The 11981-nt window shown below is 31.5% G+C and carries 13 protein-coding genes and 1 pseudogene; 10 read left to right on the top strand and 4 right to left on the bottom strand.

The genetic code is table 11. The features are described from left to right. Positions 1-163 precede the first annotated feature (163 nt). Both ACSSV5_RS10410 and ACSSV5_RS10405 read right to left on the bottom strand, forming a co-directional pair. The gene (locus tag ACSSV5_RS10410; protein WP_454245818.1) at positions 164-1519 is read right to left on the bottom strand and encodes an NAD-dependent succinate-semialdehyde dehydrogenase; all 1356 of its coding nucleotides are present in this window, start codon (positions 1517-1519) and stop codon (positions 164-166) included. A gap of 50 nt (positions 1520-1569) precedes the next feature. Next, a complete protein-coding gene (locus ACSSV5_RS10405) occupies positions 1570-2034 on the bottom strand; it encodes an Lrp/AsnC family transcriptional regulator (RefSeq protein WP_454245817.1) in 465 nt (154 codons plus the stop codon). A 149-nt stretch (positions 2035-2183) separates the two neighbouring features. Between ACSSV5_RS10405 and ACSSV5_RS10400 the strand changes: the two genes are divergently transcribed. The 9 genes and pseudogenes from ACSSV5_RS10400 (at position 2184) to ACSSV5_RS10360 (ending at position 9417) form a co-directional block, all read left to right on the top strand. Next, positions 2184-3407 (top strand): aminotransferase class I/II-fold pyridoxal phosphate-dependent enzyme, encoded by a 1224-nt coding sequence (locus ACSSV5_RS10400; RefSeq protein WP_454245816.1) that lies wholly within the window; start codon positions 2184-2186, stop codon positions 3405-3407. Positions 3408-3562: 155 nt separating this feature from the next. Beyond that, positions 3563-3808, top strand: a complete 246-nt coding sequence (locus ACSSV5_RS10395; protein WP_454245815.1) for a hypothetical protein — start codon at positions 3563-3565, stop codon at positions 3806-3808. Between the two features lie 473 nt (positions 3809-4281). After that, on the top strand, positions 4282-5286 hold the full coding sequence (locus ACSSV5_RS10390) for a M28 family metallopeptidase (protein WP_454245814.1): 1005 nt from the start codon (positions 4282-4284) through the stop codon (positions 5284-5286). Between the two features lie 4 nt (positions 5287-5290). Then, the gene (locus tag ACSSV5_RS10385) at positions 5291-5866 is read left to right on the top strand and encodes a hypothetical protein (protein WP_211065974.1); all 576 of its coding nucleotides are present in this window, start codon (positions 5291-5293) and stop codon (positions 5864-5866) included. Then, the gene (locus ACSSV5_RS10380) at positions 5866-6561 is read left to right on the top strand and encodes a DUF2490 domain-containing protein (protein ID WP_454245813.1); all 696 of its coding nucleotides are present in this window, start codon (positions 5866-5868) and stop codon (positions 6559-6561) included. Before ACSSV5_RS10385 ends, ACSSV5_RS10380 begins: the two co-directional genes overlap by 1 nt. Positions 6562-7330: 769 nt before the next feature. Next, positions 7331-7639 carry a nucleotidyltransferase family protein gene (locus ACSSV5_RS10375; RefSeq protein ID WP_454245812.1) on the top strand — a complete coding sequence of 103 codons (309 nt, stop codon included), beginning with the start codon at positions 7331-7333 and terminating at the stop codon, positions 7637-7639. A gap of 84 nt (positions 7640-7723) precedes the next feature. Next, a pseudogene (locus tag ACSSV5_RS10370) lies at positions 7724-7903 on the top strand (HepT-like ribonuclease domain-containing protein); the annotation flags it as partial. Positions 7904-8031: 128 nt separating this feature from the next. Continuing rightward, positions 8032-8790: a hypothetical protein gene (locus ACSSV5_RS10365; protein ID WP_454245811.1), complete on the top strand. Its 759-nt coding sequence runs from the start codon at positions 8032-8034 to the stop codon at positions 8788-8790. A gap of 6 nt (positions 8791-8796) precedes the next feature. Continuing rightward, positions 8797-9417 carry a deoxynucleoside kinase gene (locus ACSSV5_RS10360; protein ID WP_454245810.1) on the top strand — a complete coding sequence of 207 codons (621 nt, stop codon included), beginning with the start codon at positions 8797-8799 and terminating at the stop codon, positions 9415-9417. On the opposite strand, the gene ACSSV5_RS10355 is transcribed toward ACSSV5_RS10360, so the two are convergent. Beyond that, a complete protein-coding gene (locus ACSSV5_RS10355) occupies positions 9414-10028 on the bottom strand; it encodes a hypothetical protein (RefSeq protein WP_211065978.1) in 615 nt (204 codons plus the stop codon). The two genes, ACSSV5_RS10360 and ACSSV5_RS10355, sit on opposite strands and share 4 nt — an antisense overlap. 1 nt (position 10029) lies before the next feature. Then, the gene (locus ACSSV5_RS10350) at positions 10030-10524 is read right to left on the bottom strand and encodes an RNA polymerase sigma factor (RefSeq protein ID WP_211065979.1); all 495 of its coding nucleotides are present in this window, start codon (positions 10522-10524) and stop codon (positions 10030-10032) included. Between the two features lie 99 nt (positions 10525-10623). Here ACSSV5_RS10350 and ACSSV5_RS10345 point away from each other — a divergent pair, with 99 nt between their 5' ends. Continuing rightward, positions 10624-11922: an NAD(P)/FAD-dependent oxidoreductase gene (locus ACSSV5_RS10345; protein WP_211065980.1), complete on the top strand. Its 1299-nt coding sequence runs from the start codon at positions 10624-10626 to the stop codon at positions 11920-11922. Positions 11923-11981: the final 59 nt, after the last annotated feature.

The following is an 11981-nucleotide window of genomic DNA, read 5'->3' as shown; positions in this document are numbered from 1 at the left end:
CAAACTCAAAACTGATGTGAATAGCATCGTCTTCATAAGACCAGTTTGGGAAATGTTCTAACTTCTTTTCAATTTGTTCGTTGTTTAATTTTTTCATAAAATATTTTTTATATTATTAGTTAAACCTCATAGGTTTTGAAAACCTGTGAGGTTTTGATTAAAATTATTGAATATAAACCGTTTTAATATTAGCAAATTCTAAAATACCTTCGTGACCCAATTCGCGACCATAGCCTGAATGTTTTGTTCCGCCAAAAGGCAGTCGAGGATCACTTTTAACCAGTGAATTGACAAAAACAGCACCGTCTTCAATTTGTGGAATGAGTCGTTTATACTTAGAATTATCTTTTGTAAACAGACTTACGCCAAGACCATAATTTGAATGATTGATGAGTTGAATAGCTTCTTCTTCAGTTTTAAAACTTGTTACAGCCAATAAAGGGCCAAAAGTTTCTTCATTAAAAATCGGCATATCAACAGATACATTTTCAACTAAAGTAGGCTCAAAAAAAGTATTGTCTTGTTGACCGCCTAAGATGATTTTAGCACCCATTTCAACTGATTTATCAAGTTGAGACTTTAAGTTTTCTGCTATATCTTTTCTCGCTAAAACGCTGATATCTATTGTTTCGTCAAGTGGATTTCCAATATTTAGATTTTGGATATGGATTTTAATTTTTTCTAAAAATTTATCATAAATAGTATTGTGAACCAAAAGCCGTTTGCCCGCAATACAACTTTGACCTGTGTTTTGAAAACGGGCTTTTACACATATTTCAGCTGCTTTATCTAAATCAGCATCTTCAAACACCACTAATGCATTGTTGCCACCGAGTTCTAAAACACTTTTTTTAATGGCTTTTCCAGCTTGACTTGCCACTATGCTGCCAGCTTTGGTGCTGCCGGTTAAAGTAACTCCTTTAATCAAATTATGATTGATGATTTTTTTAATTTGGTCAACTTCAACTATAAGATGAGTGACTGAATGTGATTCAAAACCAGCGTCTTCAACAAGTTTTTGAATCATTTCACCGCAACCGAGAACATTTGGTGCATGTTTGATTAAAACACTATTGCCCAACATAAGATTTGGGGCAATGACCCTGAAAACTTGCCAAAACGGATAATTCCACGGCATTATAGCAAGAATCACACCTATGGGTTCTTTTAAGACGTAAGATTGTTTGGCGTCGGTTTTAATGGTTTTTGTTTCTAAAAACGATGAAGCATTTTTAGCATAAAACTCGCATACCCAAGCACATTTTTCAATTTCGGCTACAGCTTCAGCTATTGGTTTCCCCATTTCTAAAGTGATTTGCTTGGCTAATTTGGTCTTGTTTTGTTTGAGTAATTCAGCCAAACCTCGCATTTTTTCTTCTCTATGTTTTGGGTTCTTGAGCTTAGATTTTAAAAACCTTTGATGAGCTTTGGTGATATGGTTTTTTATATCACTTAGATTTAAAGGGTTAAAGTGATTTAAAGTTTCTGATGTATAAGGATTTTGAGTTTGAAAAGCCATAAAGTGTTTTATTTCAAATATAAATATTTAATAGGGCAAAATTGATAAAATTATGTCAAAGAAATCGCAGTGCTGTATTTAACTGTATTGATATTGAATGCACTTTGAGTGCTACTGATAAAAGGAATAGACGTTAGTTTTTCTACCATAAACTGTCTGTAGGCTTTAATGTTTTTAACATTTACTTTAAGCAAGTAATCATATTCACCACTAATATGATAACATTCAGTGATTTCATCTAAGGTTGAAATATCTTTTTCAAAATGAACTAAACTCTTTTTGGTGTGGTTGACCAATTTTACCATACAGAAAGTTGTAAAGGCTTTTTCCACTTTATCTAAATCTAAAAGAGCTACATAGTTGGTGATGAGTTTTTCTCGTTCTAAACGTTTTATGCGTTCATAAACTGCTGTTTGTGAGAGTTTTATTTTAGCAGCAATCTGTTTTGTCGTCTGGTTGGCATCGGTTTGAAGCAACATTAAAATCTGCTTATCTCTTTCGTCAATTTTTGTCATGATAAATTATTTAATATGTGTTATTTAGGTTGTTAAAATTAGATATATTTTCTATAAATAAAAAAAATATAGTAAATAAAACTAAATATAATAATATCTATTGTAAATAAAATTAGTTTATTTTAATTTAGTGGTAAATTATTTTTATCATGTCAAATCATCCCGCAAAACAAATTCAAGACTTACAATTTTTTGGTGAGTATGGTGGCGTCAATCCATCAATATCCGATAGTTCAACATACACATTTATGACAGCCAAAAGTATGAGTGACACCTTTGAGGGCAATACAGATGGTTGTTTTTTGTACAGTCGTCATACATCGCCGAGTAATCTTTACTTGAGTTCAGCTTTAGCCAAAATGGAAAACACCGAAGATGCTACAGTCTTTGCTTCTGGAATGGGAGCAATTACTTCTACGGTTTTACAAATCTGTCAACAAGGTGATCATATCGTTGCCAGCCGAACCATTTATGGTGGAACTTATGCGTTTCTAAAAAATGTTTTACCCAAATTTGGAATCGAAACAACATTTGTTGATTTTACAAATTGTGAAGCCATTAAAAAAGCCATAACTCCAAACACCAAAATGCTATATGGAGAATCTGTAAGCAATCCATTATTAGGAATAATCGATTTTAAAGCAGTTTCTGAAATTGCTCAACAAAACCAAGCCCAATTTGTAGTCGATAATACTTTTTCACCTTTGATGTTTCAACCCGCAAACTTTGGTGCCGATGTTGTGATTCACAGCTTAACTAAATTTATTAACGGAAGCTCGGACACAGTTGCTGGTGCAGTTTGTGCCTCATCTGAGTTTGTTGAAAACCTAAAAGATGTCAATACAGGTTTGGCGATGTTATTAGGGCAAACTTTAGATAGTTGGCGAGCGGCTTCTATTTTGAAAAATTTAAGAACGCTTCCGATTCGTATGCAAAAACATTCACAAAATGCACAATATCTCGCTGAACAATTTGAAGCACTTGGCTATAAAGTTAGTTACCCTGGTTTAAAATCACATCCACAACACAACATTATTTCAAATTATCTTTTTCCTGATATAGGTTATGGTGGTATTATGACTATTGATTTTGAAACACTTGAAAAAGCCAATGCTATTATGGAGATGATGCAACATCAAAACTTAGGGTATTTAGCCGTGAGTTTAGGCTTTTACAAAACTTTATTCAGTGCTTCTGGAACATCAACTTCAAGTGAAATTTCTGAAGAAGAACAACAAGAAATGGGACTTTCTGAAGGTTTAGTGCGATTTTCAATTGGGTTAGACTATGATATTAAAGTAACATTTAAACAGATGAAAAAAGCAATTGAATTAGTAGAGCGGGACAAACAATCTTCTTCAGTTAAATTTTAAAAACTTCATAAGATTTCTATAGGTTTATAAATTCATAAAAGCGATTTTTTTACTTTAAGTAAAGGGACAAAACTGAAATTTTCACTATATGTTTATATTTTCATAAATCTAATCTTCAGAGAATAATTTTATATTTGTTATATAAAAGCATTATTATGGATATCGAAACCACGAAATTAGAATTAATGCATCTGTTATTACAGGTAAACAATGAAAGTTTGTTGTCAAAGTTAAAAAGAGTTTTTCAAGAAGAATCCAATACATTTTATAAATCTAATTTACACAACATACAAGATCGAACTCAAGACTCTTTAGTAGCTTTAGACAAAGGTGAGACACGACCTGTCGCAGATTTTAAAATTGAGGCAGAACGTTGGAAGAGCAAACAAAATATAAAGTAGAAATTACCTAAAAAGCAGAGCAGTATTACTGGGAACTTCTGTCTCATTTATACAAAACCCATAGCGTTGAAAGTGCGAATAAAAAATCAGATGATATCATTTTAATGGCAATGTCTCTGAAATTCAATCCTCAAAGAGGACGATTGGAAGAAGACTTAGCTGGCTTTAATAAAGAATTCAGAACTATAATTTATTATATTACTAAGCGTACACTGTTAAAATTGTTTATTTTATTAATGAGGTCACAAAAACAGTCTATGTTACTGATTTCTTCCATACCCAAAAAGACCCTCATACAAAAACAAAACGAAGTTAAAATTAATACAGAATCTTGTACAAAAAATTATAATAGGTGATGTCTCTAATCTGATAAATATTTAACATTCAACTTAACTAAATTACATAATATAAATATTCTAAAACAGATTTATTTTAAGGTTGGGATTTGTATTTTAGCATTTAAATCAAATTTCATGAAGACATTAATAATAAGCTTGAGCATTTTTATTGCCATAGGTTGCAAAGCCCAAAAGGATATTACCGAAGTTAATCCAGAAAAATACGCCGAGACCATCAAACCACAATCGCTTAAAAACAAGCTTTACACCTTTGCTTCAGATGAATTTGAAGGGCGAGATACTGGTAAAGCTGGACAAAAAAAAGCAGCCGAATATCTCAAAAACTTCTATCAATCTATTGGCGTGAAATCACCTTTGGGCAATGAGGATTACTACCAAGATATTCCATCTTCTTTTTTTAATGATAAATTACCTGATTCAGAAAATGTAGTCGCATTTATTGAAGGTGATGGTTCAACTGACGAGATTTTAGTGCTTTCTGCACATTATGACCACGTTGGTATGAAAGATAATCAAATCTACAACGGTGCAGACGACGACGGTTCTGGCACGGTGGCTTTGATGGAGATTGCTAAAGCCTTTAAAGAAGCTGAAAATGATGGTTATCAACCTAAACGCGGGATTTTGTTTTTACACGTTACTGGCGAAGAAAAAGGACTTCTTGGCTCGTTGTATTATTCTAAAAATCCTATTTTTCCGATTGAAAACACAGTTGCTGATCTTAATACGGATATGATTGGTAGAGTTGATGACAGTCACAAAGACAATCCTAATTATGTGTATTTGATAGGCAGTGACCGTTTAAGCACCGAACTTCACGAACTTTCGGAAGCAACTAATAAAAAATACGTTCAATTAGATTTAGATTATAAATACAACGCTAAAGACGACCCCAATCGTTTTTACTACCGAAGCGATCACTACAATTTTGCCAAATTTGATATTCCAATAATTTTTTACTTTAACGGCACACACGAAGATTATCACCAACCTACAGACACGCCAGATAAAATCAATTATGAACTTCTGTCTAAACGTGCAAAACTGATTTTTTATACCGCTTGGGAAATCGCCAATCGTGAGAAAAGACCTTTTGTAGATCAACCCACTAAAAAGTAGAAATTTGAAAATTACCTTAAATCTGTTGTTAATTTTGTTTTCTTTTCAATTTGCTTGGACCCAAACCAAGGTTGAGGTAGAAAAGCGCATAAAAAAAAGCGAAGTCCCCGTTGAAGTTTTAGACTGGTTTGAAGATGCTTATCAAGACATAAACAAGGTAAAATGGTTTTATCAAACTGATGGTGATAAAAAATCTTATGAAGCAAAACTGAAACATAAAAAAAGAAAACACAGTGTAGAAATTAATCCTGATGGAAACATTATAAACATTGAAGTTACAGTCAATTTTGATGATATTGAATCCATAGCCAAACAACAAATTGAAACCTATTTTAAAAATACATATTCTAAATTCAAAATCAAAAAAACTCAAATTCAGTATTTGGGAAGTAACGACGATTTAGAAGATATGATAGATGAAAATGAGATGAGTGAAGATATCACTACAAACTATGAAATTGAATTTTATGGAAAAAACGAAAAAGGAAAAGAACTTTGGGAAGGTTTGTTTGATAGCAAAGGAGAATTGATAAACCGTCGAAAAATAAAAATTAAATCTACAGACATTTTAGATTATTAATGAGAAATCCCCTTTTTTTAATAATTACTATTGCTTTAGCTTTAGTTTGTCAAAAACAGTTTGCTCAAGACAATCGCTTTACTGGCGGGTTTTTCCCTGAAGCTTCACTGAGTTATAAACTTAATAAAACGTATTCTGTAACCCATAAAATAGAGTCGCAGAATGGTGTTTATGATAACCAATCGTCTTTAAACGATGAGTGGAAATACAAGCATCGGCAAACTGATTTACAAACTTTCTTAGGAAGACGACTGACCCCTTTTATCAAGGTTGATATTGGTTATCAATACAGGATGCAAGATGGAGAAAATACAAATAGAACTATACAGCAAATCTCAATTTTACAACGCGAATCAAATTTAAGGATTGGTCATAGAATCAGAACTGATCAAACTTTTTTTAAAAATGCAGCACCACTTTGGCGAGTAAGATATAGAATAAAAAGTCAAATTCCGCTCCAAGGTTTTGAAGTTGACCCAGGTGAGAAATATCTCAGTTTTAGCAATGAAATCATCTATAAGTATCAAAGTGCAGAAGATGATATAGAAAACAGGGTTACAGGAAGCTTAGGATTTTATTTTAATGACAAAAACAAATTAGAAATTGGATTAGATTACAGAACTGATGATTATTTGGTTGACAATCGATTCAGACATCGATTGTGGTTTAAAGTTGGCTTTTATAAATCTTTATAAAGTAAAAATTGAACTTTTATCTTTAGCCACTAATACACTAATAATTTTAGGATAAATTAGTGCATTCGTGGCTCAAACTCTTACTTTGAGAATAATCAATTTTTTTTAATTATCGCCATTAATACACTAATAATTTTAGGATAAATTAGTGCATTCGTGGCTTAAACTCTTACTTTGAGAATAATCAAGTTTTTTTAATTATCGCCATTAATACACTAATAATTTTAGGATAAATTAGTGCATTCGTGGCTCAAACTCTTACTTTGAGAATAATCAAGTTTTTTTAATTATCGCCATTAATACACTAATAATTTTAGGATAAATTAGTGTATTCGTGGCTCAAACTCTTACTTTGAGAATAATCAATTTTTTTTTAATTATCGCTATTAATACACTAATAATTTTAGGATAAATTAGTGCATTCGTGGCTCAAACTCTTACTTTGAGAATAATCAATTTTTTTTAATTATCGCTATTAATACACTAATAATTTTAGGATAAATTAGTGCATTCGTGGCTTAAACTCTTACTTTGAGAATAATCAATTTTTTTTAATTATCGCTATTAATACACTAATAATTTTAGGATAAATTAGTGCATTCGTGGCTCAAACTCTTACTTTGAGAATAATCAAGTTTTTTTAATTATCGCTATTAATACACTAATAATTTTAGGATAAATTAGTGCATTCGTGGCTTAAACTCTTATTTTAAAGACTACTTTAAGGTTAGTGATAGTCTTTACTTAAATATTTGTGTATATTTGGTTTATGTATAAATTGATTCAAAATAAACTTGACGATATAATTGCAGTATCTAAACAGCATTATGTTCAGGCTATTTCTTTGTTTGGGTCAGCTGCTAAAAACAACTTGCATAAAGACAGTGATATCGACCTTCTTGTTGAGTTTTCTTCTGATATTAATGTATTGGATTATGCAGACAACTATTTTTTTTTACTCAACCAGCTTGAAAGTATTTTAAATAGAAAGGTTGATCTTGTATCTAATAAATCTCTCAAAAACCCAGTTTTAAAAGAAGAAATATATCAATCAAAGATAGATTTGTATGCAGCCTAAACTACTTAAATATATTTTAGATGTTGAAAGTGTAATTAAAGAGATAGAATCAATTAAACAAAAAACTAAAATAACTTTAACAATTTCTCAGACAATATTATTTTGCAGCGTGCAGTTGAACGAGATTTAGAGATTATAGGAGAAGCAATTCGGAAAATGGTTGAGATTAATCCAAACATACAAATTACTGCTTCAAAAAATATTATAGGATTAAGAAATATTATCTCACACGCTTATGATTCAGTTGAACCTGAAATGTTATAGGGAATAATTCAAAAAAATATTCCTATTTTGATGAATAAAATACGTGATTTAAAAAACAGTTAAGTTCAATTGTTGAATGTAATTTTTTAAATATGAAATGTCTAAATCTTATTTTTTTTATTTGCTTTTTGAGTATTGTAATCTCAAAAGCTTTCTCCCAAAACGCCACATTAAAAGCTGTTGATTCTTTTGCACTAAAAGCCGATAAATTTGTTGGAATAGACAAGTTTCAAAACTTGTATTACATCAAAAATAACACGCTATTTAAAACACCTGAAAATCAAGATGCTATTGCGTTTCAAGATTTTCAGTTAGGTGAAATAGAACGTGTAGATATTTTAAATCCCAATAAAATTATTTTGTTTTATCAATCAGCCAATACCGTTGTGGTGTTAGACAACCGAATGACCGAAATTGACCGTCAAGATTTCAACGCTACTTTTCCGTTTAAAAATGTCGCTTTTGCTGGCACTTCAAAGGATCAAAGTCTTTGGATTTACAATATTGACCTTAATCAACTTGAAATATATGACTACCGTTTTGACAAAACGCTGGCGAAGTCTTTACCTATAAATGATGAAATTTTAGATATGACCAACAATTTTAATCAATGTTATTTATTGACTAAAAATGGTGTTTTGGTTTATAATATTTATGGAAGTTTAGTAAAAAGCATTCCAAAGACAAACATTAAAGCTTTTGATTTATTTAAAAATCAACTTGTTTTATATTCAAATGAAAACTTAGACATCATAAATAAAGATTTTCAAATTATACATTCATTCAATATAAAAAGTCTTGAACCTAAAAATCTTTTTTTTGCTGGTGAAAATCTCTATATTTACGACGGAAAAAAAGTTATAAACTATACCATTCTTTCAAAATAAAACTACATGCACGTTGCTATTGCCGGGAATATTGGCGCAGGAAAAACCACGCTTACTCAACTTTTAGCTAAACATTTTAAATGGGAAGCTCAATATGAAGATGTTTTAGAAAACCCTTATCTCGAAGATTTTTACAACGATATGTCGCGTTGGTCTTTTAATCTGCAAGTGTATTTTCTCAATTCTCGCTTTCGTCAAATTTTAGATATCAGAAAAAGTGGCAAAGACATTATTCAAGATAGAACCATCTATGAAGATGCCTTTATTTTTGCACCTAACTTGCACGCAATGGGTTTGATGACTAATCGGGATTATGAAAACTATCGTTCCTTATTTGATTTGATGGAATCGGTAACCAAACCACCAGATTTATTAATTTATTTGAGAAGTACTGTCCCAAACTTGGTCAATCAAATTCAAAAACGCGGTCGAGATTACGAAAATTCCATTTCCATAGATTATCTTAATCGCCTAAACGAACGCTATGAAGCTTGGATACACGACTACAACAAAGGCAATTTGTTGATTGTAGATGTTGACGATATCAACTTTGTAGATCAGCCAGAAGATCTCGGCGATATTATTAATAAAATAGACGCCGAACTCAACGGTCTTTTTAAAGTTTAATCGGTTTGGTCTAATTTCTTTAAAACCTTATAATTTTTATATAGTCTTCGGGTTAAAAAGCCATAGAGAAGGCGATAAAATCCAAATATTATCAAGAGTAGAATTGATAAAATAACAACCAAGATACCATATCCTAAAAGTTTAGCTTCTAAAGTTTGATTTTCTAAAGTTTGATTAAGAGTTGCTATCGAGACTATGACAAAAGAAATTCCAAAAATAATGACGTTAAACCACACATAAGCTTTTACTGTTTTACGAGTCGTAATAATATTTTTCATCAAAGACTTTACATTATCATCGGTGCTTATTTTTTTAAAATTCCTAAAAAACAAGCCAATAAAAATGACAATCATAGCATAATTAACAATAAGAGAGATTCTGTAAAATGATTCTAAACCTAATTGTTGAATAATATCGAGACTGTTATCAAAAAAACTCAAAGAATCTAAACCGAGCCAAAACACAAACTCAGCTATACTGATGATAAAAATCCACTTGACAATAGAAGTCGATTTTTTATGCATCATTTTGTAGATTTCATCGGTTTTGACATGAGGCAGGTTCTTCTCCTGTCGCTTCCAATCTTGTTTTAACAATTCAAGTTCATCCATCTTACGGATTTATAATGGTTTTTAATTTTTTCTTTATTCTATTCATTTTCACTCGTGCGTTGACTTCAGAAATTCCCAAAGTGTTAGCGATTTCAGTATAATTTTTATCTTCCAAATACAAAAACACCAAAGCTTTGTCAATATCATTCAATTCTTTTACTGCCGCATACATCAATTTTAAATTTTGCTCTGTGGTGTCGTCGTAATAATCGGCTTCAATTTTAAAGCCTATTTTTTCAATATCTTGAGTTTTAACTTGTCGTTTTTGTTTTCTATATAAAGTAATCGCAGTATTTAAAGCCACACGATACATCCAAGTCGAAAACTTAGCATCGCCTCTAAATTTTGGATAAGCTTTCCATAATTGCACCGTAATATCTTGAAACAAATCTTTGTGTTGTGCTTCATTATCAGCATACATACGGCAAATTTTATGCACGATGTTTTGGTGCTTTTCTAAAAGATTGACAAATTTTTGCTCTAATTCAGCTTTCACAAAGTCGATGTTATTCTATAAGTAGTAAAGTTTTCTTAATGTTACAAAATATTGTAATTAAATTTATTAAAATAAGACATATTTAAAAATTTAGTATTTATGAATATACCAAAATCAAAATATCCTAGAGTTGTCGTCATTGGTGGTGGATTTGGTGGGTTGTCATTTACGCGAAAATTATTGAACAAACCCGTTCAACTGGTTTTGTTAGATAAACGCAACTATCACACTTTTCAACCACTTTTGTATCAAGTATCAACATCAGGTTTAGAACCAGACTCAATTGCTTTTCCATTAAGAAAATTTCTTAACAAAAGCAATAACGGTTATTTTAGATTGGCTGATGTGAATCAAATTCACGCTGATAAACACTTGATTGAAACTAATATAGGCGAAATAAGTTATGATTATTTGGTGATTGCCACAGGGTCTAAAACCAATTTTTTTGGCAATGAAAATGTTGAGAAAAATGCCGTATGGATGAAAACCGTGCCACAAGCACTGAATTTGAGAAGCTTGATTTTTGAAAATCTTGAGCAAGCCACTATAACAGAAGATAAGAATAAACGCAAAGCCTTACTCACTTTTGTAATTGCTGGTGCAGGACCAACTGGTGTAGAATTGAGCGGTGCTATTGCTGAATTAAAAAATCATATCGTTAAAAAAGACTACAAAGATTTTGATATTGAAGAAATTGAAATCCATTTGTTGGATGGTTCAGATAGGGTTTTACCACCTATGAGTGAAGAATCTTCAGCCGATGCTCATAAATATTTGACCGATATGGGCGTGCAAATTCATTTGGAAACTATGGTAGAAGATTATAAAAATTGTGAAGTAACCACCAATACAGGCAAATGCTTTTGGACAGAAAACTTTATATGGAGTGCTGGCGTTCACGGTTCGCCTGTCAAAGGCTTGCAAGCTGAAAGTTTGATAGACGGAGCTAACCGCTACAAAGTCAATACCTTTAACCAAGTAGAAGGTTACGAGAATGTATTTGCTATTGGAGATATAGCTTTGATGATAAGCGAAGATTATCCTAAAGGTCATCCTATGGTGGCTCAACCTGCAATTCAACAGGGGCGACAATTGGCTAAAAACATTTTAAATATCATAAAAGGCAAAAAAATGCAACCTTTTGAATATAAAGATAAAGGATCAATGGCAACTATTGGACGAAATAAAGCCGTTGTTGATATTGGCAAATTTCAGCTCGGTGGTTTTGTGGCTTGGTATATTTGGATGTTTGTGCATTTGTGGTTTTTAATCGGTGTTAAAAATAGATTAGTTACTTTCTTAAATTGGGTTTATAACTATATCAACTATGACCGTTCAGAACGCTTGATTATTAGACCATATAAAGAAAACAGAGCTAAAATGGAAGATGTGGAGTAGCACATCCCGACATTTATAGTCAGGGCGTATCGAGACAGATTGTTAATAACCTGTTTACA

It is taken from the genome of Psychroflexus sp. MBR-150 (assembly GCF_053628795.1).
The sequence above is the reverse complement of the archived record's forward strand: the minus strand, read 5'-3'. Positions and strand labels throughout refer to the sequence as shown.

What these genes read in the sequence shown, in the direction of transcription:
- ACSSV5_RS10410 (WP_454245818.1), bottom strand. Translation starts at nt 1,519, where the DNA reads ATGGCTTTTCAAACTCAAAATCCTTATACATCAGAAACTTTAAATCAC.
- ACSSV5_RS10405 (WP_454245817.1), bottom strand. Translation starts at nt 2,034, where the DNA reads ATGACAAAAATTGACGAAAGAGATAAGCAGATTTTAATGTTGCTTCAA.
- ACSSV5_RS10400 (WP_454245816.1), top strand. Translation starts at nt 2,184, where the DNA reads ATGTCAAATCATCCCGCAAAACAAATTCAAGACTTACAATTTTTTGGT.
- ACSSV5_RS10395 (WP_454245815.1), top strand. Translation starts at nt 3,563, where the DNA reads ATGGATATCGAAACCACGAAATTAGAATTAATGCATCTGTTATTACAG.
- ACSSV5_RS10390 (WP_454245814.1), top strand. Translation starts at nt 4,282, where the DNA reads ATGAAGACATTAATAATAAGCTTGAGCATTTTTATTGCCATAGGTTGC.
- ACSSV5_RS10380 (WP_454245813.1), top strand. Translation starts at nt 5,866, where the DNA reads ATGAGAAATCCCCTTTTTTTAATAATTACTATTGCTTTAGCTTTAGTT.
- ACSSV5_RS10375 (WP_454245812.1), top strand. Translation starts at nt 7,331, where the DNA reads ATGTATAAATTGATTCAAAATAAACTTGACGATATAATTGCAGTATCT.
- ACSSV5_RS10360 (WP_454245810.1), top strand. Translation starts at nt 8,797, where the DNA reads ATGCACGTTGCTATTGCCGGGAATATTGGCGCAGGAAAAACCACGCTT.
- ACSSV5_RS10355 (WP_211065978.1), bottom strand. Translation starts at nt 10,028, where the DNA reads ATGGATGAACTTGAATTGTTAAAACAAGATTGGAAGCGACAGGAGAAG.
- ACSSV5_RS10345 (WP_211065980.1), top strand. Translation starts at nt 10,624, where the DNA reads ATGAATATACCAAAATCAAAATATCCTAGAGTTGTCGTCATTGGTGGT.